This window comes from Aquibacillus koreensis (assembly GCF_025154055.1).
GTDB classification, from domain to species: Bacteria; Bacillota; Bacilli; order Bacillales; family Amphibacillaceae; genus Aquibacillus_C; species Aquibacillus_C koreensis.
In genome coordinates this window covers 34,683-55,279 of record NZ_JAOALK010000044.1, presented here as the reverse complement: position 1 = coordinate 55,279, position 20,597 = coordinate 34,683, and the positions used below count along the sequence as shown (strand labels likewise).

The following is a 20,597-nucleotide window of genomic DNA, read 5'->3' as shown; positions in this document are numbered from 1 at the left end:
AAATAATATAAACGAAGATTTCGGACAAATAACGGATCCCATAGCCGCCAACATCGAACATAGATTAGCGGCTACTATAGTTACGTCGCATTTTACAACAAACACGCAATAAGCCAAATCATAAAAAGAGTAAAAAACTTAAACAAAATGATAGATATGTGTAACTTGTCTGTCATTTTATTCGTATAAAATAGACATAGATGTAAGGAGCGATTCGTTTGGCGAAAAAGAAAACAGTTTTTGTCTGCCAGGAATGTGGCTATGAGTCACCCAAATGGATGGGAAAATGTCCTGGGTGTAGTAAGTGGAATACTATGGTGGAAGAAATGGTAGCATCACAGCAATCATCCAGACATATAATGGGAACAGCGCAATCTTTTCAATCAAAGCCTGAAAGTATCACAAGTATCCAATCAAAAGAAGAGCCGCGTATTACCACGAACATGACCGAGTTTAACCGTGTATTAGGTGGAGGAATTGTTGCTGGTTCATTAGTATTGATAGGTGGAGATCCAGGGATCGGGAAATCTACACTTTTATTACAAGTTTCTAACCAATTAGCGAGTAAGAAATTAAAAGTATTGTATATCTCGGGGGAAGAATCAACACGTCAAACAAAGCTTAGAGCAGACCGATTAGGGGTAACTGCTGATAGCTTGTTTGTTTTAGCTGAGACAAATTTGCTCGAAATTTCCAATCAGATAGAAAAGATAGAACCAGATTTTATTGTAATCGACTCTATTCAAACGATTTTTCGTGAGGAAGTCACAAGTGCACCCGGAAGTGTTTCACAAGTTCGTGAATGTACAAGTGAGTTAATGCGCATAGCTAAAGGAAAGAATATTCCAATTTTTATTGTTGGGCATGTGACAAAAGAAGGTTCCATTGCAGGTCCACGCTTACTAGAACATATGGTGGACGCTGTTTTGTACTTCGAAGGGGAACGTCATCATACGTTTCGAATCTTACGAGGAGTAAAAAACAGGTTTGGAAGTACAAACGAAATGGGTATTTTTGAAATGAAAGAAGAAGGTCTACGTGAGGTAATGAATCCTTCAGAAATATTTTTAGAGGAGCGTTCCCAAGGTGCAGCAGGATCGACTGTAGTTGCCTCGATGGAAGGAAGTAGGCCAGTATTAGTAGAAATACAGTCCCTTATTTCTCCCACAAGCTATGGAAACCCGAGAAGAATGGCAACAGGAATTGACCACAACCGCGTACCACTTTTGATGGCGGTGCTAGAAAAAAGAGTTGGATTATTACTTCAGAACCAAGATGCCTATGTGAAAGTCGCAGGTGGGGTTAAGTTAGATGAACCTGCCATTGATCTAGCTATCGCCATAAGCATTGCCTCTAGCTTTAAAGATGAACCATCAAATCCTGATGATGTGTTAATTGGAGAAGTTGGATTAACAGGAGAAATCAGGAGAGTTTCACGAATAGAGCAACGCGTACAAGAAGCGGCAAAGCTCGGTTTTAAACGTGCGATTATTCCACAGAGAAATATAGAAGGGTGGAAGGTGCCAGAAGGGATAGAGGTAGTTGGTGTGAATACAGTGCATGATGCACTAAAAGCGGCTTTAGGAGGAAGATAAATGGAAAGGCAGCAACAAGAATATACAATCATAGGAGATATGTTAAGGTTCATCGCCCCTGGCACGCCAATACGATCAGGAATAGAAAATGTTCTTCGTGCAAAAACAGGCGGATTAATTGTTGTTGGTTATAACGCAGATATGGAAAGTATTGTTGATGGAGGTTTTGCAATTCATTCCCCTTTCTCTTCAGCTAGTTTATATGAATTAGCGAAGATGGATGGTGCAATCATTCTAAATGGAGATGGCTCGTCTATTCTATTTGCCAATGTTCAACTAATACCCGATCCATCCATACCATCGAAAGAAACCGGGATGCGACACCGCACTGCCGAAAGGGTAGCGAAGCAAACGGGAAATCTAGTAATTGCTATCTCTGAAAGAAGAAACGTGATTACACTCTATAAAGGAAATATCCGATATGCACTCAAGGATATAGGAGTTATTCTGACAAAAGCAAATCAAGCACTACAAACGCTAGAAAAATACAAACTAGTATTAGACCAGGGAATTACGAATTTAGGCGCATTAGAATTTGAAGACTCCGTGACACTTACGGATGTGATTCAAGTCATTCATCGAATTAAAATGGTGCTTCGTATAAAATCAGAGATTTTGTCCTATGTAAATGAATTGGGAACGGAAGGTAGACTTATTCAACTTCAATTAACGGAATTGGTGTCAAATATAGAGGATGAAGCGATGTTACTCATTAAAGATTATTGTGTTCCTGAAGACATGGATTATCATAAGGTATTAAAAAAAGTAAAAGAAGTTGCACAGATTGAAGTAATGGATGATTCCAAGGTTGTAAAACTGCTAGGGTATGGGCTAAATGCAAATATGGAAGAGATCATCTATCCAAGGGGCTACCGTATTCTGCATAAGATTCCAAGGCTTCCAACGTTAATTATTGACTATTTGGTGAAAGACTTTGGAACATTAGACGAAATCGCCAAAGCACCATCTGAGCGTCTTGTAAAAGTAAATGGTATTGGAGAGGTAAGAGCAGAAAAAATTAAAAATGGTCTAAATAGAATTCAGGAGCAACTATTTATCGACAGACATATCTAAAGAACTACAAAAATTGACTTGGGTTTAGTATTGTGTTAAAATTTAAAATTTGACAATTTGACGGACACTAGTAATTGTGTTAGTTTAAATTAATAGAATTTTGTACTTATATCGGTTAATAATTATAAAAATGGAAATAATAATGGTTAGGAGGTGACCGTGGTGCTAAAAAGAATCGTGCAGTTATTTATTATTATTGCAGGTGGTACCGCTGGATATTTATATATTCCAGATTTGATAAGCTTGATAAGTTTTACTAGTGGTAGCTGGTTAGACGCACAGTATGTTGCTCATTCTGTTGGTCTAGTTTTAGGCGCACTTATCTTATTTTCATTAACATTTTGGTTTGTGGATTACATTGTCAATTTCTTTTTATGGTTTGAGGAAACATTAATTAAAGCTCCGGTTGGAGACCTTTTGTTTGGTAGTTTAGGAATTATAATTGGGCTTGCGATTGCTTATTTCCTTAATGCTGCGATCCAAGATCTAAATATTGTATTTGTATCCCAAGTGGTACCAATCTTTCTAACCGCTCTATTAGGTTATTTTGGTTTTCAGGTTGGTTTCAAACGACGAGATGAATTTCTGAATTTACTAATGATAGCGAAAAAAGATAAAAAGAAAGCCTCGGAGTTTGATGATGAGGACAATGCTCTAGAACTTCCAAAGGTGAAAATATTAGATACTAGTGTCGTCATTGACGGTCGAATTGCAGACATATGTCAAACTAGTTTTCTAGAAGGAACTGTACTTATTCCGCAGTTTGTATTAGAGGAACTTCAACATATCGCTGACTCTTCCGATGTGTTGAAACGTAATCGAGGTCGGAGAGGTCTAGATGTATTGAATAGAATGCAAAAGGATCTTCCTGTAAATGTAGAAATTTGGGAAGGTGACTTCGAAGAAATATCGGAAGTGGATAGTAAATTGGTGAAGCTAGCCAAAGTCATCAATGGTATTGTAGTAACCAACGACTTTAACTTAAATAAGGTCTGTGAATTTCAAAATGTTCAAGTACTTAATATTAACGATCTTGCCAATGCTGTTAAACCGGTAGTATTACCTGGTGAAGAATTAACAGTACAGGTCATTAAAGATGGTAAGGAGCAAAACCAAGGTGTTGCTTACCTTGACGATGGTACGATGATCGTTGTAGAAGAAGGAAAAGACTACATCGGTAAAACAATTGAAGTGTTAATAACAAGTGTCTTGCAAACTTCAGCAGGAAGAATGATATTTGCTAAACCAAAATTACTTGAAAAAGCACTGTGAAAAGGGTATAACTTATAAAGGTAAACAAAAAGTGATAACAAGTTGTTATCGCTTTTGTTTTACGTTTAGAAAGTATAAATTATTAGCTAAGTCGTGTCATTGATATGTACAAGTATGCACAAATAGATCTTATGCTTAGGATGGATTATTTATGATTGAATATATCGCAATTGTATTAGCTGCTGGTCAAGGCAAGCGGATGAATGCTGGTGAGAATAAGCAGTTTATTACGCTAGTAGATCAACCGTTAATTATACATACATTACAAGTATTTGCGAAAGATGCGTGGTGTAAGTCCATTGTACTTGTAGTAAATAGTAGGGAAAAACAAAGAATTGAACAGCTAGTCGACGGTTTTTCATTGCAGAAGGACATCTGTATTGTTGAAGGAGGCGCTGAAAGGCAAGAGAGTGTGTTTAAGGGGCTTCGTTCTATCAATGATCCTGAAAGTCTCGTGTTCATTCATGATGGTGCAAGACCCTTTGTAACGCGTGATCACTTACATAAGCTTGCGGAAGTCGCTAGTCAAAAACAAGCGGCACTTCTAGCAGTGCCGGTAACTGATACAATCAAAGAACGAAACGGCGAAAAATTAACTACCTTAGATCGATCGGTGCTATGGGCTGCACAAACACCGCAAGCATTTCAGTTTGATCTTATATATAAAGCCCATAAATCAGCACTAGACGAAGCGTTTATCGGTACGGATGATGCTTCACTCGTAGAAAAGCTGGGTTATCCAGTTCAGATTGTAGAGGGGAGTTATCAAAATATAAAACTAACTACTCCAGAAGATTTGGAACGAGCGCATTCTATCTTAAAGAGTGGAATAAAGGAGATATAACATGTTTCGAATTGGACAAGGCTTTGATGTACATCAACTTGTAGAAGGACGACCGTGTATTATTGGTGGTATTCATATTCCGTTTGCCAAAGGATTATTAGGCCATTCAGATGCGGATGTATTGTTACATACAATCGCAGATGCCTGTTTAGGCGCTATTGGGGAAGGGGATATCGGCAAGCACTTTCCTGACACAGACCCTAACTTTAAGGATGCGGATTCAGCTAAATTACTTCAACATGTTTGGAATATCGTAAAACAAAAGGGGTATTCCCTTGGTAATATGGACTGTACAGTAATTGCACAAAAACCAAAGATGGCACCACATATTATGGATATAAGAGAAAATATTGCGCGCATACTTGAAGTAGAGGTAGAGCAAATTAACGTTAAAGCAACGACAACAGAAAAGTTAGGTTTCACTGGACGTGAAGAAGGAATTGCAGCACAAGCGGTTGTTTTGTTGCAAAAGGCTTAGGAAATCACAAAGAAAAATGATAGTATACTAACAAATAGATCGGACAGGATTGAAAGGGGTATAAGGATGACAAACGAAGTACGCGTGCGTTATGCACCAAGTCCAACAGGACATTTACATATAGGAAATGCTAGAACAGCACTATTTAATTATTTATACGCGAAACATTTAGGTGGAAAATTTATTATTCGCACGGAAGATACGGATGAAAAGCGAAATGTTGTTGGTGGTGAAGAAAGCCAGTTAAACTACTTAAAGTGGCTAGGCATAGAGTGGGATGAAGGTGCTGACATTGGCGGAGACTACGGTCCGTATCGTCAAATGGAGCGTCTTGATCTATACCAAAAGTACGTTGATGAGTTGTTAGAGCGTGGCCTTGCTTATAAATGCTACATGACAGAAGAAGAACTAGAGCAAGAACGTGAACAACAAAAAGCAAATGGACAAGTTCCAAAATATTCTGGAGCACATCGCGATTTAACAGACGATCAAATCAGTCAATTTGAAGGGGAAGGTAGAAAACCAAGTATTCGTTTTCGTGTCCCTGCCAACAAGACCTATGCGTTTCAAGATATTGTAAGAGATAAAATTACGTTTGAATCTGGTGATTTTGGTGATTGGGTAATGGTGAAGAAAAACGGCATTCCAACCTACAACTTTGCTGTTGCAATTGACGATCATCTGATGAAGATTTCTCACGTACTTAGAGGAGAAGAGCATATCTCTAATACACCAAAACAGATGATGATTTTTGAATCGTTTGGTTGGGAAGCACCACAATACGGACATATGACGTTAATATTAAATGAAAATAGAAAGAAGTTAAGTAAACGTGATGAGCACATTCTTCAGTTTATCGAACAGTATAAGAATTTAGGTTACCTTCCAGAAGCGTTATTTAACTTTATTTCTTTACTTGGTTGGTCACCTGTTGGTGAAGAAGAAATATTTACACAACAACAATTCATTGACATGTTTGATCCAGAACGTTTATCTACTTCCCCAGCTATTTTTGATCCGGCAAAACTGAAGTGGATGAACAATCAATATATTAAGGCGGCAGAACTAGAAGAAGTAGTAGCTTTGAGCTTGCCTCATTTAGTACAAGCAGAGCGTTTGCCAGAAGATATGGATGAAGAGAAACGTGCGTGGGCTATTGAATTGATTAGCTTATATAAAGAGCAATTGAGCTACGGTGCAGAAATAGTCGAGTTAACAGATTTGTTCTTCAAAGAGGAAATTGATTATTCAGAAGAAGCAATGACAGTGTTAAACGAAGAACAAGTACCGGAAGTGTTAAAAGTTTTCTCCGATAAACTGGCAGAAGCAGAAGAGTTTACACCAGAATCTATTAAAGCTCAAATCAAAGCAACGCAGAAAGAAACGAAACAAAAGGGCAAAAAGCTATTTATGCCAATTCGTGTAGCGACTACTGGTGAGGTGCATGGTCCTGAATTGCCAAACGCTATTCATTTACTTGGATTAGATGTAGTTCAAACTAGATTAGCTTCCGTTTTGAACAAAATTGGTTAAATACACCAACGAAAACATTTCACAAATAAGTGGAAATGTAATATAGTATTATTACAAATCATAAAAAGATAAATTAGTTAAATATAGGAACGAAGATGAGGATAAGTAGGAAGAATAGAGCTTACACAGAGAGGGTCACCAAAGGCTGCGAGTGACTCAAAGTATCCTTCTTTTGAAATGCACCTCAGAGTCCTTTGCTGAAAATAGTAAGCAAAGGCGGTTTACTTTACCGTTATAAAGAGCTTAGAGTTGGGGGATTTTCTCCAAACAGAGTGGAACCGCGCGTGAAGCGTCTCTGTGTTTAACAACATAGAGGCGCTTTTTTTGTACGTTAAAAATGTTCTATGGAATCAGACACGTTACACACATTTCTAATTGCTATACATTTTTTCGGAAATACTAAGACAAGAATTGTATGGGAAGGGAGGTTCTATTCTAAGATGTTTAAACTATTAAAACAAGATATTGATGTTATTTTTGATCAAGATCCTGCTGCGCGAACTTATTTTGAAGTAATGCTTACTTATTCAGGGCTTCATGCCATATGGTCACACAGAATTGCACATCTATTTTACAAAAAGAAATTCTTTTTTATTGCGCGTGTGATCTCGCAAATTAGTCGTTTTCTGACGGGAATAGAAATTCACCCTGGTGCTGTCATTGGCAAGCGATTCTTCATTGACCATGGAATGGGAGTAGTGATTGGTGAAACCTGCGAGATTGGTGACAATGTAACGATATTTCAGGGGGTTACATTGGGCGGTACAGGAAAAGAAAAGGGCAAGCGTCACCCAACAATTAAGGATAATGCCCTCATTGCTACAGGTGCAAAAGTGCTAGGTTCCATTACAATAGGTGAGAGTTCCAAAGTTGGAGCGGGTTCCGTAGTTTTACATGATGTGCCAGATCATTCTACTGTCGTAGGTATCCCAGGAAGGGTTGTTATCCAAAATGGTCAAAGAGTAAGAAAGGATCTTGACCATCATAAACTACCTGACCCTGTATCAGAACTTCTCAAGGAAATGCAAGGTGAAATTGAACGTTTACAAAAAGAGCTAAGTGAGCTAAAGGAGTAGATACCATGACCGTTCGAATTTATAACACGTTAACGAGGAAAAAAGAGCCATTTAAGACGATTGAAGAAGGCAAGGTGCGCATGTATGTATGCGGACCTACAGTCTATAACTATATTCATATTGGGAATGCTCGACCAGCGATTGTTTTTGACACCGTTCGGAGGTTTTTAGAGTATCGTGGATATGAGGTAAAGTATGTACTCAATTTTACAGATGTTGATGACAAGATCATTAACGCAGCGAAAGAGTTGGGAGAAGAAGTTGGTGCTGTTGCTGAGCGGTTTATTGACGCGTATATGGAGGATGTAGGTGCGCTTGGTGTGAAAGAAGCTGTGCATCATCCAAGAGTAACGGACACAATGGATGATATTATTGCATTTATTCAAACATTATTAGATAAAGGTCATGCCTATGAATCAGACGGTGATGTATATTATAAAACAAGGTCGTTTGAGGGGTATGGAAAACTCTCGCACCAGTCTATTGACGATTTAAGATCTGGCGCAAGAATACAGGTCGGTGAAAAGAAAGAAGACCCATTGGATTTCGCATTATGGAAACAGGCGAAGCCAGGTGAAATTGCGTGGGATACACCTTGGGGCAAAGGGAGACCTGGTTGGCATATTGAGTGCTCTGCCATGGCCAAAAAGTATCTAGGTGAAACAATCGATATTCATGCTGGGGGTCAAGATTTAACATTCCCCCACCATGAAAATGAAATTGCACAATCAGAAGCGGGTAATGGAAAAGCATTCGCAAATTATTGGATGCATAACGGTTATATTAATATTGATAATGAAAAAATGTCTAAATCCTTAGGTAATTTTGTGTTAGCTCATGACTTAATTAAACAGCATGATCCACAAGTATTGCGTTTCTTTATGTTAAGTGTGCATTACCATAACCCAATCAACTTTAGTGATTCTTTATTGGAAAGTGCACAAAATAGTTTGGATCGGTTAAAAAATGCCTATCAAAACTTAGAGCACAGGAAACAATCTAGTACCAATTTAACGAATGATGACGAACAATGGATGACTAAAATAGCGGAGTATAAACAGAAATTCATAGACGAAATGGATGATGATTTTAATACTGCAAATGCTATTGCTGTGCTGTTTGATATGACCAGAGATGTTAATGTGTATCTTCAGTCTAGTCACACTTCTGAGCAAGTGATCCAAAATTTTAAAGATACGTATGATTCTTTATTGGAAGTGCTTGGGATTCAATTTAACGAAGATGCAGAATTACTTGATGAAGAGATTGAGGACTTAATTCAACAGAGAATAGATGCAAGAAAAAACAGAGACTTTGCTTTAGCGGACCAAATAAGAGATGATTTAAAAGAAAGAAACATCATCTTAGAAGACACTCCTCAAGGTACGCGATGGAAAAGAGGCTAAACAAATGGCTGTAGATGTAAAGCAGATGAAAAGTTTAGCACTTGCTTATATAGGTGATGCTATATATGAGATCTATGTAAGGGAGCATATCGTGCAAAAAGGAAATTTAAAGGTGAATGACTTACATCGGTTAGCCATTCAATTTGTCTCTGGAAAATCGCAAGCGAAAGTTATTTTACATTGGTTAAGGCTAGAGATTCTTACAGAGGAAGAACAAAGTGTTGTGCGGAGGGGCAGAAATGCTAAATCGGGTTCTGTCCCCAAAAACACTGACGTTCAAACGTATCGTTATAGCACGGGATTTGAAGCGTTATTAGGCTACTTGTACTTGGATGGAAGAAAAGAGCGACTAGATGAACTGATTGAAAAGGCAATCAACTATGTAGAGAAAGGAGATGAGACAAGTGAGTGAAGAATGGATTGTAGGAAAGAACCCAGTAATAGAAGCGTTAAGATCTGGACGACCTATCAATAAACTTTTTGCATCGGACCAGTTACAAGCCCAAGCTTTTAATAAAATTCAAGGTTTAGCCAAGTCCAGTGGCATCGTAATTCAACGTGTTCCAAAGCAAAAATTGGACCAGTTAGTACCAGGTAACCATCAAGGGCTGGCTGCATCAGTTGCGGCTTATGAATATAGTACGTTAGATGATATATTTGCTATAGCGGAAGAAAGGCAAGAAGCACCATTTTTTATGATTTTAGATGAGATAGAAGACCCGCATAATCTAGGCTCTATTTTACGAACTGCCGATGCAACGGGGGTTCACGGTGTTATTATCCCGAAAAGAAGATCAGTTGGTTTGACTGCTACGGTTGCAAAAACGTCAGCAGGAGCAATTGAGTACATACCTGTTGTTAGGGTTACCAATATTGCAAGCACCATCGATGAGTTAAAGGACAAAAATGTGTGGGTCGTCGGTACGGAAGCGGAAGGAACAGAGGATTACCGTCAACTCGATGGGAAAACAGCTTTAGCTTTAGTAATCGGTAACGAAGGAAAAGGAATGAGCCGTTTAGTGAAGGAAAAGTGTGATTGGACCGTACGTTTGGCAATGCAAGGAAAGGTTTCATCCTTAAATGCATCCGTAGCGGCAGGTTTGTTAATGTATGAAGTATATAGAAAACGGCATCCCATGGGTGATTGACCCATGGTTGTGCTATTGGTTGATGGATACAACATTATTGGTGATTGGGAAGAATTAAAAAAATTAAAAGACCATGATTTTGAACAAGCAAGAAATATACTAATCGAAAAAATGGCAGAGTATCAGGCTTATCGTGGACACAGAGTAATCATTGTTTTCGATGCGTATCACGTAAGAGGGCTTGAGACGAAACAGACGAATTATAAAGTTGAGGTTATATATACAAAAGAAAATGAAACTGCTGATGAATGTATTGAAAGATTAGTGAAGAAGTTAAAGAATGTGAAGACCCAAGTTTATGTAGCGACATCAGATTATACAGAACAACGAACCATTTTTGCACAGGGGGCCCTCCGAAAGTCGGCGAGAGAATTGTATATTGAAACGAGAAATATTGAAAAAGAAGTAGAAGAAGACATAGAGACACATAAAAAGATGCAGTCACAAATAAAAATACCGATAAAAAAAGATGTGCTTGAAATATTTGAAAAATGGCGTCGAGGTGACAAATAATTTTGAAAAATAAGACATATTATGGGTGAGCTTGAGAGAAAGCGTCAGATGTGTTGTTGACGATGGTAAAGCGCTTCCTGTATAATATTTTTATATATTGACGGCAAAATCGTCGGGGGGAGTCCATGTGAACACCACGGACAAGAAAATAAACATACAAGATTTAGAGCTGGAAGTTCTTGAGGATGACCAATTGATTGATCTGGTTCACCGCGGGCATAGCCAGGCATTGGACTACTTAATTAATAAGTATAGAAATTTTGTTCGGGCAAAAGCACGGACGTATTTCTTAGTTGGTGCAGACCGTGAAGATATTGTGCAAGAAGGCATGATCGGACTTTATAAAGCAATTCGAGATTATAAGGGGGACAAGCTTTCTTCCTTTAAGGCTTTTGCTGAATTGTGTGTTACCCGACAAATTATTACAGCAATTAAAACAGCAACAAGGCAAAAACATATCCCGCTTAACTCTTATGTATCACTAGACAAACCAATTTATGATGAGGAATCAGATCGTACATTACTAGATGTGATTGCTGGCTCTAAAACAATTGATCCACAAGAATTAATTGTGAATAGAGAAAAGTTTGGTGATATGGAGATAAAAATGTCGGAATTGTTAAGCGAATTAGAAAGACAAGTGTTATCGTTATATCTAGATGGCCGTACCTATCAAGAGATTTCTGTTGAATTGAATCGACATGTAAAGTCTATTGATAACGCATTGCAACGCGTAAAGCGGAAGTTGGAGCGATATTTAGAAATAAGTGAAATCACCTTATAAAACATGCGTTGACAGGCTAATGTAACCATGCTACATTAGTAGGAGTGAAAACCCTTGGTTAGGGGTGTGTCATAGATGGCAAAAAAAGTTGTACTAGCTTGTGCAGAATGTTTAAGCAGAAATTACAGTACAAATAAAAATGTATCTTCTACAGAAAGATTAGAAGTGCGTAAATTTTGTAAGAAATGCGGGACTTATACGTTACATCGTGAAACAAAGTAAGAAGCCGATCGGCAGAAGTTTGGGGGTTCGACCTGTGAATATTTTAACTTTCTTTAAAAATGTTTCAAGAGAAATGAAAAAAGTATCATGGCCTCGTGGACGTGAACTAACTCGTTATACCATAACTGTTGTAGCGACAGTTGCTTTTGTCGCTGTGTTTTTTGGACTGATAGACCAAGGGATTACTGCAATTCTTAATTTGTTTTTTGAATAATAATTGGAATTTTATGCTATAATAATAATAATAGATTTTACAAAAAACCCGTCTTACGGGTTTTTTAAATGGAATCAAACGATTAACGGTAACGTTTAAATCGTGAAGGTAAATATAGTTGTTCTGCACAAACATAAATAGATATGTACTGTATCCGGCGGAAGAGCAGAGTGAAGCATTTAACAAGGGAGGGAAGGGCAGATTTGTCCTGATTTATGGAAAAACAATGGTTTGTCGTTCATACTTATTCAGGGTATGAAAACAAAGTGAAAGCGAATTTAGAGAAAAGATTAGAGTCGATGGGGATGGAAGATAAGATCTTCCGTGTGTTAGTACCAGAAGACGAAGAAACAGAAATTAAAAATGGTAAGAAGAAAACAGCGAAGAAGAAAGTATTTCCTGGTTATGTGTTAGCAGAAATGGTGATGACAGATGATTCTTGGTATGTTGTACGTAATACGCCGGGTGTCACTGGATTTGTTGGTTCAACAGGATCAGGATCTAAACCTACCCCTCTCTTAGATGAAGAAGTTGAAGTAATCCTAAAACGTATGGGAATGGACGAGCCTGTTACAGAAATTGACTTCGAGATGAAAGAAACGGTACGTGTGACAGATGGTCCGTTTAATAACTTTACGGGTACAATTGAACATATTGATGTGGATAAACATAAAGTTAAGGTTCATGTTAATATGTTTGGTCGAGAAACTCCGGTTGAATTAGACTTTTCTCAAATTCAAAAACTGTAGATCATTTCGATTGGTAGGCACTTTTTAAAAAATATTAAACGCTACTTGCAATTTTGTTGTAAAGATGCTAAAATTCTTATGTTCTTTATGCCTCGAGTATAAGGTTTAATTAGCATATGAAATGAGTGGGAGGGCAGACAGCCCTATTACCACATCACGGACTTAAGGAGGTGTGTCTCGTGGCTAAAAAAGTTATTAAGGTTGTAAAACTTCAAATCCCAGCAGGGAAAGCAAACCCAGCACCACCAGTTGGACCAGCATTAGGTCAAGCAGGTGTTAACATCATGGGATTCTGTAAGGAATTTAACGCTCGTACCTCAGATCAAGCAGGTATGATTATTCCGGTAGAAATTACGGTTTTTGAAGACCGTTCATTTACATTTATCACAAAAACTCCGCCAGCTGCAGTTCTACTTAAGAAAGCAGCAGGAATCGAAAGTGGTTCAGGTGAACCAAACAGCAAAAAAGTTGCGACGTTAAAGCGTGACAAAGTAAAAGAAATTGCTGAAACAAAAATGCCTGACCTAAACGCTGCTGATGTTGAAGCAGCTATGCGTATGGTTGAAGGAACTGCGCGTAGTATGGGTATCGTTATCGAAGACTAATCCCACCCGCGTTGTTTTGATGAAGGGGGAGGTTGCGGTGGTGGAGTGATGATTCATTTCCTCATCGCAACCTTTGTCATGTAAAGGGGTGCACGTGTCGTACGTGTGAAAGTGATCCGCTTTAATAAGTGGGAGGTATATCCGTTAAAACCACATAAGGAGGAAATATAAAATGGCTAAAAAAACAAAAAAGCAACAAGAAGCTTTAAAACTTGTTGATCGTACAAAAGCATATGATGCTAGAGAAGCATTAGAATTAGTAAAGAAAAACGCAACAGCAAAGTTTGATGAAACAATCGAAGCTGCTTTCCGTCTAGGAGTAGACCCTAAGAAAGCGGACCAACAGATCCGTGGAGCAATGGTTCTTCCACATGGTACTGGTAAAACACAAACAGTTTTAGTATTTGCTAAAGGTGAAAAAGCGAAAGAAGCGGAAGCTGCTGGAGCTGACTACGTTGGAGATCAAGAACTAATCAACAAAATCAACCAAGGTTGGTTTGAGTTTGATGTGATCGTTGCAACTCCTGACATGATGGCTGAAGTTGGTAAACTTGGTCGTGTATTAGGACCTAAAGGACTTATGCCAAACCCTAAAACTGGTACAGTAACATTTGAAGTTGAAAAAGCGATTAATGAAATCAAAGCTGGTAAAGTAGAATACCGTGTAGATAGACAATCTAATATCCACGTTCCAATTGGTAAAGCGTCATTTGAATTGGATAAATTGATTGAAAACTTCGAAGCGCTTGTTGAAACTTTAGTAAAAGTTAAACCACAAGCTGCTAAAGGTGTTTACATGAAGAATGCTGCTGTAACTTCAACAATGGGCCCTGGTGTTAAGGTTGATGTTGCTGGAGCGGCAAAATAAATTAACTGTTGACTTTATAGATTCAGTTAGCTATAATAATCAATGTTGTTAAAAAGTATCGCTCTATCATAATGGGTTATTCTTTTTAAGATATATGAATTTAATAAGTTATACCGTAGACAGTAGGTGCCAAACGGCTTAATTTCCTGCCGAGGTGTGTAATATAAGACGATAGATCTCTCGCGAAAAAGACTATCTCAAGTATTCCCAAAACCTCCATGTCTGCATGGGGGTTTTCTATTAGAGCATGGCTAATGCCACGTTTGCTAATGAACACGCTCAGGTGAACGGTATAATGAATAGTCAATAGGAGGTGGAACAATGTCTAAGATTATCGAGCAGAAAAAACAAATTGTAACTGAGATTGCTGACAAGTTCCGCGAAAGTAAATCTACAATCGTTGTAGATTACCGTGGACTTGACGTTTCTGAAGTAACTGAGCTTCGTAATCAACTGCGTGAAGCTGGTGTGGAATTCAAAGTATATAAAAATACGATGACACGCCGTGCGACTGAAGCTGCTGAACTTACAGGTTTAGATGACGTACTAGTAGGACCAACAGCTATTGCGTTCAGTAACGAAGATGTAGTAGCTCCTGCAAAGATCTTAAATGGCTTTGCTAAGAATCACGAAGCGCTAGAAATTAAAGGTGGCGTAATTGAAGGTAACGTTGTAAGTCTTGAACAAATTAAAGAACTTGCAGATCTACCAAATTACGAAGGTCTACTTTCTATGTTGCTTAGTGTTCTTCAAGCTCCAGTTCGTAACTTCGCTTACGCAACGAAAGCTATTGCAGAGCAAAAAGAAGAGCAAGGTGCATAATAGTTTATTGATAGCATAGCGCAACCTACTGTTAGTAGGTTCGTGTGAACGTCAATATAAGTAAGGAATCAATAATTTCGAATCACATATTAAAAACAAATATTAGGAGGAAATAACATGTCTAAAGATCAAATCATTGAAGCAATTAAAGAAATGACAGTTCTTGAGTTAAACGATCTTGTAAAAGCAATTGAAGAAGAATTTGGAGTAACTGCTGCTGCACCTGTAGCTGTAGCTGGTGCTGGTGGCGCTGAAGCTGCTGAAGAGCAAACTGAATTTGATGTAGTTCTTGAAAGTGCTGGAGCTTCTAAAATTAAAGTTGTTAAAGCAGTACGTGAAATCACTGGCTTAGGTCTTAAAGATGCTAAGGATCTTGTAGATAACGCTCCTGGAGCAATCAAAGAAGGCGTATCTAAAGAAGAAGCAGAAGAAATGAAAGCTAAACTTGAAGAAGCTGGTGCTTCTGTAGCAGTTAAGTAATTTAAGTTTGATAAATGAAGCTCGCCTTTTTGAAGGCGAGCTTTGCTTATATCAGTAATGAAAAAGGGCATGATAGATAGATGAGTAGCTTTTGAATAGGGGTGCTTCCCGATACATAAGTAACTTTTTGAGCTAACGTGTACTTCGAAGAGATGTTGAAAAAATGCTCAAGATCATTAGAAGGTTAATCATTACGCATAAAGTAGGTGTAAACATATGTCTGAGCAATATTTTACGAAACAGCCCCAATCGAAAAGTAATCCGAAAACGTGGTCGTTTGAATTAAGAGGCTTTATGCTCACGTTTACTACCGATCAAGGTGTATTTTCCAAAGGTGAAGTTGATTTCGGTTCGAGAACTTTAATTGATTCTTTCGCAGAGCCGATTATTGATGGGGAGATATTAGATCTTGGTTGCGGATATGGACCAATCGGATTATCAATAGCAAAATCCTTTCCAGATCGTAAGGTTGTTCTCGCGGATATAAATGAAAGAGCACTAGCTCTTGCTGAGAATAACGCTAAGCAAAACGATATTCAAAATGTAGAGTTCCAGATAAGTGATCGGCTACAATCCTTCCAACATAGAAACTTCTCAGCCATACTAACGAATCCTCCCATACGTGCCGGGAAAAAAGTAATCTATCAAATGTTTGATGAAAGCTTTGAGGCTTTACTACCTGGCGGAACTTTATGGATAGTTATTCAAAAGAAACAAGGAGCACCATCTGCTATAACCAAACTTGAGGAACTATTCGGAGAGGTTGAAGTTGTTGCGAAGAATAAGGGATACTATATTATACGAGCGACAAAAGCCTCATAGAAATATAATCTCGCAGTGAGAAACGCTTGAAATATATTGACTCTGATTTTTGTTTGTGATAGTATTGAAAAATGCCAATAGGCGACTTCGTCTGTCAAGGGGAAATTTTAGTTTTTTAATTATCTCCTTTTGATGAGCCGTTTTTTATAGTTTTGGAGTATATTTTTATATGTATTAGGGGATAATAGTGAAATCGAAAAAAATCAATATGGGGAATATTATAAATGAAAATTGAATTTTTATAAAGTGTTATTCCGTATTCATGTTTGGTTTTAGTATGAAGGATTCCTATTGTTCTTCCATCATGTTAATAACATTCACTTTTTAGTGGATGCAATTATATAAGCTTGTGAAAAGGGTAAGGTTTCGCAAGTTTGTTCGGTATGTTTCCGAACAGTTTGCACTTATTAAATTATACATCGTCCGATGCTAAAGTCAATAATGGATGATAGAAATGTATGTTTAATCAGTGTTAACAGATTCGCTAAAGATTCCTTTAGCGAAAACTAGGTTCTTTTATTCTTGATTTGAGGGGTGAATCAGTTGACAGGTCAACTAGTTCAGTATGGACGACACCGCCAACGCAGAAGTTATGCACGTATTAGTGAAGTACTAGAATTACCGAATCTTATCGAGATTCAAACCGCTTCCTATCAATGGTTTTTAGAGGAAGGTTTGAGAGAGATGTTTCAAGACATTTCTCCAATTGAGGATTTTGCGGGTAATCTGTCACTTGAATTTGTAGATTACAGTTTAGGTGAACCGAAGTATCCAGTAGATGAATCAAAAGAAAGAGATGTAACGTACAATGCTCCGCTTCGTGTGAAGGTTCGTTTGTTAAATAACGAAACAGGCGAAGTGAAAGAGCAAGAAGTGTTTATGGGTGATTTCCCACTAATGACAGACACAGGTACATTCGTGATCAATGGTGCGGAACGTGTAATCGTATCGCAGCTTGTCCGTTCACCGAGTGTTTATTTTAGTGCGAAAGTCGACAAAAATGGTAAAAGAGGATATACCGCAACGGTTATTCCAAATCGTGGTGCGTGGTTAGAGTTTGAGACGGATGCCAAAGATGTTGTGCATGTACGTATCGACCGTACGCGAAAACTACCTATTACAGTATTACTTCGAGCACTTGGTTTTGGTAACGATCAAGAGATTATTGATCTTATCGGTGAAAATGAATACTTAAAAAATACGCTAGATAAAGATAATACGGAAACAAGCGAAAAAGCACTCTTAGAGATTTATGAGCGCTTACGCCCTGGTGAACCACCAACGGTAGACAATGCGAAAAGTTTGCTTGTATCTCGTTTCTTTGATCCAAAGCGTTATGACCTAGCGCATGTAGGTCGATATAAAATCAACAAGAAATTACACATAAAAAACCGACTATTCAACCAAGTCTTGGCTGAGACGTTAGCGGATCCTGAAACAGGTGAAGTTATTGCTCAAAAAGGAGATAAGTTAGATAGACGCTTACTAGATAAGGTTCTACCATATCTAGATGCGGGAGAAAATAGTTTTGGAGAAGGTTTACTAGAGCCGCATGAAGGGGTTTTAGAAGACCCAATTAAAATACAGTCTATTAAAATCATCGATCCAACTGATCCTGAAGGTGAAAGAACATTAAATGTTATTGGTAATGCTAATGTAGATGATAGTGTAAAAAACATTGCTCCAGCAGATATACTTGCTGCAATTAGTTATTTCTTTAACATATTGCATCAGGTAGGGGACACAGATGACATTGACCATTTAGGTAATCGTCGTTTGCGTTCGGTTGGTGAATTGCTGCAAAACCAATTCCGTATTGGGCTTTCAAGGATGGAACGTGTTGTCCGTGAGCGTATGTCAATTCAGGACACTTCATCTATTACGCCGCAACAACTAATCAATATTCGTCCTGTTATTGCATCAATTAAAGAGTTCTTTGGTAGCTCCCAGTTATCGCAGTTTATGGATCAAACAAATCCATTGGCGGAATTAACACATAAACGTCGTTTATCTGCATTAGGGCCAGGTGGTCTAACGCGTGAACGAGCTGGTTTTGAAGTTCGTGACGTACACTACTCGCACTATGGTCGTATGTGTCCGATTGAAACGCCAGAGGGACCAAACATTGGCTTGATCAACTCTTTATCATCTTATGCAAAGGTAAATAAGTTTGGCTTTATTGAAACGCCGTATCGCCGTGTTGATCCGGAGACTGGTAAAGTAACAGATAACTATGATTACCTAACAGCTGATGAAGAAGATAACTATGTAGTTGCCCAAGCGAATGCCCGTTTAGCAGAAGATGGTTCATTTATTGATGATGAAGTTATCGCGCGTTTCCGTGGGGAGAACACAATCGTAAGTAGAGAACGTATCGACTATATGGATGTATCGCCAAAGCAGGTTGTATCTGCGGCGACGGCATGTATTCCGTTCTTAGAAAATGATGACTCCAACCGTGCGTTAATGGGTGCGAACATGCAACGTCAAGCTGTACCTTTACTACAACCGAGAGCGCCAATTGTTGGTACTGGTATGGAATACGTATCAGGTAAAGACTCAGGTGCGGCAGTTATAAATAGAAATCCAGGTATCGTTGAACGTGTAGAAGCGAAAGAAATTCTAATAAGACGCATATCAGATGTTGATGGAAATGAAGTGAAAGGTGACCTAGATCGTTACCGCCTTCAAAAGTTTATTCGTTCTAACCAAGGAACTTGTTATAACCAACGTCCAATCGTTAGTGTTGGTGACCGTGTAGTACCAGGCGAAATTCTTGCAGATGGACCTTCGATGGAAGACGGAGAGCTAGCTCTTGGTCAAAACGTCCTTGTTGGTTTCATGACGTGGGAAGGTTACAACTACGAGGATGCCATCATCATGAGCGAAAGATTAGTAAAAGATGATGTTTATACTTCTATTCATATTGAAGAGTATGAGTCAGAAGCTCGTGACACGAAACTCGGACCTGAAGAAATCACGAGAGATATTCCAAACGTTGGGGAAGACGCATTGCGTAACCTTGATGAGAGAGGGATTATCCGTGTTGGGGCTGAGGTTAGTGACGGAGATTTACTCGTTGGTAAAGTAACACCAAAAGGGGTAACAGAGCTATCTGCCGAAGAGCGCCTACTTCATGCGATCTTTGGAGAAAAAGCAAGAGAAGTAAGAGATACATCTTTACGTGTACCACATGGTGCAGGTGGAATTGTCTTGGATGTGAAAATCTTCAATCGTGAAGATGGCGATGAACTACCACCAGGTGTTAACCAATTAGTTCGTGCTTACATCGTGCAAAAACGTAAAATCTCTGAAGGGGATAAAATGGCAGGTAGACACGGTAACAAGGGTGTTATATCTAAAATTTTACCTGAAGAAGATATGCCGTTCTTGCCAGACGGAACACCGATTGATATCATGCTTAACCCACTAGGGGTACCTTCTCGTATGAACATCGGGCAAGTGTTAGAGCTACATTTAGGTATGGCAGCTAGACAACTTGGTATCCATGTTGCTTCACCAGTATTTGATGGAGCAAGAGAAGAAGATGTATGGGAAACAATCCAAGAAGCAGGTATGGCGCGAGATGCGAAAACCGTTCTTTACGACGGTAGATCCGGAGAGCCGTTTGATAACCGTGTGTCTGTCGGAGTCATGTACATGATTAAACTAGCACACATGGTAGATGACAAATTACACGCTCGTTCTACTGGACCATATTCTCTAGTAACACAACAACCACTAGGTGGTAAAGCACAATTTGGTGGTCAGCGTTTCGGTGAGATGGAAGTATGGGCTCTTGAAGCGTATGGAGCAGCTTATACCCTGCAAGAAATTCTTACTGTTAAATCTGATGATGTTGTAGGTCGTGTGAAAACATATGAAGCAATTGTCAAAGGTGACAATGTTCCAGAACCAGGTATTCCTGAATCGTTCAAAGTATTGATTAAGGAACTACAAAGTTTGGGTATGGATGTAAAAATGCTTTCTGGTGATGAGCAAGAAATTGATTTGCGTGATGTCGAGGAAGATGACGCGCAATCTGCAGATAAATTCAATTTAGAAGTAGAAGAAAATAAAGCGTAATTGTTC

General features: G+C 38.5%; 21 protein-coding genes and 2 other annotated features. All 21 genes read left to right on the top strand.

The window, feature by feature from the left end; genetic code table 11:
• Positions 1-218: 218 nt before the first annotated feature.
• The 21 genes from radA to rpoB all read left to right on the top strand — a co-directional run bounded on the left by radA (position 219) and on the right by rpoB (position 20,591).
• Complete coding sequence (gene radA, locus NYQ66_RS12755; protein ID WP_259870028.1) at positions 219-1,595, top strand: DNA repair protein RadA; 1,377 nt, start codon at positions 219-221, stop codon at positions 1,593-1,595.
• Positions 1,596-2,669 carry a DNA integrity scanning diadenylate cyclase DisA gene (gene disA / locus NYQ66_RS12750; protein WP_259870027.1) on the top strand — a complete coding sequence of 358 codons (1,074 nt, stop codon included), beginning with the start codon at positions 1,596-1,598 and terminating at the stop codon, positions 2,667-2,669.
• 162 nt (positions 2,670-2,831) lie between these two features.
• The gene (locus NYQ66_RS12745; protein WP_259870026.1) at positions 2,832-3,941 is read left to right on the top strand and encodes a PIN/TRAM domain-containing protein; all 1,110 of its coding nucleotides are present in this window, start codon (positions 2,832-2,834) and stop codon (positions 3,939-3,941) included.
• A 154-nt stretch (positions 3,942-4,095) separates the two neighbouring features.
• Positions 4,096-4,785, top strand: a complete 690-nt coding sequence (gene ispD / locus NYQ66_RS12740; RefSeq protein WP_259870034.1) for a 2-C-methyl-D-erythritol 4-phosphate cytidylyltransferase — start codon at positions 4,096-4,098, stop codon at positions 4,783-4,785.
• 1 nt (position 4,786) lies between these two features.
• On the top strand, positions 4,787-5,263 hold the full coding sequence (ispF, locus tag NYQ66_RS12735) for a 2-C-methyl-D-erythritol 2,4-cyclodiphosphate synthase (protein WP_259870025.1): 477 nt from the start codon (positions 4,787-4,789) through the stop codon (positions 5,261-5,263).
• Between the two features lie 66 nt (positions 5,264-5,329).
• Positions 5,330-6,796 carry a glutamate--tRNA ligase gene (gene gltX, locus NYQ66_RS12730; protein ID WP_259870023.1) on the top strand — a complete coding sequence of 489 codons (1,467 nt, stop codon included), beginning with the start codon at positions 5,330-5,332 and terminating at the stop codon, positions 6,794-6,796.
• 83 nt (positions 6,797-6,879) lie between these two features.
• Positions 6,880-7,096 (top strand) — a binding site (T-box leader).
• Positions 7,097-7,236: 140 nt separating this feature from the next.
• Positions 7,237-7,872 carry a serine O-acetyltransferase gene (gene cysE / locus NYQ66_RS12725; protein ID WP_259870022.1) on the top strand — a complete coding sequence of 212 codons (636 nt, stop codon included), beginning with the start codon at positions 7,237-7,239 and terminating at the stop codon, positions 7,870-7,872.
• A 5-nt stretch (positions 7,873-7,877) separates the two neighbouring features.
• Positions 7,878-9,278, top strand: a complete 1,401-nt coding sequence (gene cysS / locus NYQ66_RS12720; RefSeq protein ID WP_259870020.1) for a cysteine--tRNA ligase — start codon at positions 7,878-7,880, stop codon at positions 9,276-9,278.
• Between the two features lie 4 nt (positions 9,279-9,282).
• A complete protein-coding gene (locus NYQ66_RS12715; protein WP_259870019.1) occupies positions 9,283-9,690 on the top strand; it encodes a Mini-ribonuclease 3 in 408 nt (135 codons plus the stop codon).
• A complete protein-coding gene (gene rlmB, locus NYQ66_RS12710; RefSeq protein ID WP_259870018.1) occupies positions 9,683-10,426 on the top strand; it encodes a 23S rRNA (guanosine(2251)-2'-O)-methyltransferase RlmB in 744 nt (247 codons plus the stop codon). The genes NYQ66_RS12715 and rlmB overlap by 8 nt, the downstream gene beginning before the upstream one ends.
• Positions 10,427-10,429: 3 nt before the next feature.
• Complete coding sequence (locus NYQ66_RS12705) at positions 10,430-10,939, top strand: NYN domain-containing protein (protein ID WP_259870017.1); 510 nt, start codon at positions 10,430-10,432, stop codon at positions 10,937-10,939.
• Positions 10,940-11,087: 148 nt separating this feature from the next.
• Positions 11,088-11,723: an RNA polymerase sporulation sigma factor SigH gene (sigH, locus tag NYQ66_RS12700; RefSeq protein WP_407652080.1), complete on the top strand. Its 636-nt coding sequence runs from the start codon at positions 11,088-11,090 to the stop codon at positions 11,721-11,723.
• 75 nt (positions 11,724-11,798) lie between these two features.
• A complete protein-coding gene (rpmG, locus tag NYQ66_RS12695; RefSeq protein WP_259870014.1) occupies positions 11,799-11,945 on the top strand; it encodes a 50S ribosomal protein L33 in 147 nt (48 codons plus the stop codon).
• Between the two features lie 34 nt (positions 11,946-11,979).
• The gene (secE, locus tag NYQ66_RS12690; protein ID WP_259870013.1) at positions 11,980-12,159 is read left to right on the top strand and encodes a preprotein translocase subunit SecE; all 180 of its coding nucleotides are present in this window, start codon (positions 11,980-11,982) and stop codon (positions 12,157-12,159) included.
• A gap of 215 nt (positions 12,160-12,374) precedes the next feature.
• Positions 12,375-12,908 (top strand): transcription termination/antitermination protein NusG, encoded by a 534-nt coding sequence (nusG, locus tag NYQ66_RS12685; RefSeq protein ID WP_259870012.1) that lies wholly within the window; start codon positions 12,375-12,377, stop codon positions 12,906-12,908.
• A 179-nt stretch (positions 12,909-13,087) separates the two neighbouring features.
• The gene (gene rplK, locus NYQ66_RS12680) at positions 13,088-13,513 is read left to right on the top strand and encodes a 50S ribosomal protein L11 (RefSeq protein WP_259870011.1); all 426 of its coding nucleotides are present in this window, start codon (positions 13,088-13,090) and stop codon (positions 13,511-13,513) included.
• 172 nt (positions 13,514-13,685) lie between these two features.
• A complete protein-coding gene (gene rplA / locus NYQ66_RS12675; protein WP_259870010.1) occupies positions 13,686-14,381 on the top strand; it encodes a 50S ribosomal protein L1 in 696 nt (231 codons plus the stop codon).
• A gap of 95 nt (positions 14,382-14,476) precedes the next feature.
• Positions 14,477-14,630, top strand: a sequence feature (ribosomal protein L10 leader region).
• A 72-nt stretch (positions 14,631-14,702) separates the two neighbouring features.
• Positions 14,703-15,203: a 50S ribosomal protein L10 gene (gene rplJ, locus NYQ66_RS12670; RefSeq protein ID WP_259870009.1), complete on the top strand. Its 501-nt coding sequence runs from the start codon at positions 14,703-14,705 to the stop codon at positions 15,201-15,203.
• 117 nt (positions 15,204-15,320) lie between these two features.
• Complete coding sequence (gene rplL, locus NYQ66_RS12665; protein WP_259870008.1) at positions 15,321-15,683, top strand: 50S ribosomal protein L7/L12; 363 nt, start codon at positions 15,321-15,323, stop codon at positions 15,681-15,683.
• Positions 15,684-15,899: 216 nt separating this feature from the next.
• Positions 15,900-16,505, top strand: coding sequence for a class I SAM-dependent methyltransferase (locus NYQ66_RS12660; protein WP_259870007.1), 606 nt, complete (start codon positions 15,900-15,902; stop codon positions 16,503-16,505).
• Positions 16,506-17,039: 534 nt separating this feature from the next.
• Positions 17,040-20,591 carry a DNA-directed RNA polymerase subunit beta gene (rpoB, locus tag NYQ66_RS12655; protein WP_259870006.1) on the top strand — a complete coding sequence of 1,184 codons (3,552 nt, stop codon included), beginning with the start codon at positions 17,040-17,042 and terminating at the stop codon, positions 20,589-20,591.
• The last annotated feature ends 6 nt before the right edge of the window (positions 20,592-20,597 follow it).

Bases quoted from the DNA above. Each gene is read 5' to 3' on its own strand.
- disA (WP_259870027.1), top strand. From the start codon at position 1,596: ATGGAAAGGCAGCAACAAGAATATACAATCATAGGAGATATGTTAAGG.
- ispF (WP_259870025.1), top strand. From the start codon at position 4,787: ATGTTTCGAATTGGACAAGGCTTTGATGTACATCAACTTGTAGAAGGA.
- gltX (WP_259870023.1), top strand. From the start codon at position 5,330: ATGACAAACGAAGTACGCGTGCGTTATGCACCAAGTCCAACAGGACAT.
- cysE (WP_259870022.1), top strand. From the start codon at position 7,237: ATGTTTAAACTATTAAAACAAGATATTGATGTTATTTTTGATCAAGAT.
- cysS (WP_259870020.1), top strand. From the start codon at position 7,878: ATGACCGTTCGAATTTATAACACGTTAACGAGGAAAAAAGAGCCATTT.
- NYQ66_RS12715 (WP_259870019.1), top strand. From the start codon at position 9,283: ATGGCTGTAGATGTAAAGCAGATGAAAAGTTTAGCACTTGCTTATATA.
- NYQ66_RS12705 (WP_259870017.1), top strand. From the start codon at position 10,430: ATGGTTGTGCTATTGGTTGATGGATACAACATTATTGGTGATTGGGAA.
- rpmG (WP_259870014.1), top strand. From the start codon at position 11,799: ATGGCAAAAAAAGTTGTACTAGCTTGTGCAGAATGTTTAAGCAGAAAT.
- nusG (WP_259870012.1), top strand. From the start codon at position 12,375: ATGGAAAAACAATGGTTTGTCGTTCATACTTATTCAGGGTATGAAAAC.
- rplA (WP_259870010.1), top strand. From the start codon at position 13,686: ATGGCTAAAAAAACAAAAAAGCAACAAGAAGCTTTAAAACTTGTTGAT.
- rplJ (WP_259870009.1), top strand. From the start codon at position 14,703: ATGTCTAAGATTATCGAGCAGAAAAAACAAATTGTAACTGAGATTGCT.
- rplL (WP_259870008.1), top strand. From the start codon at position 15,321: ATGTCTAAAGATCAAATCATTGAAGCAATTAAAGAAATGACAGTTCTT.
- NYQ66_RS12660 (WP_259870007.1), top strand. From the start codon at position 15,900: ATGTCTGAGCAATATTTTACGAAACAGCCCCAATCGAAAAGTAATCCG.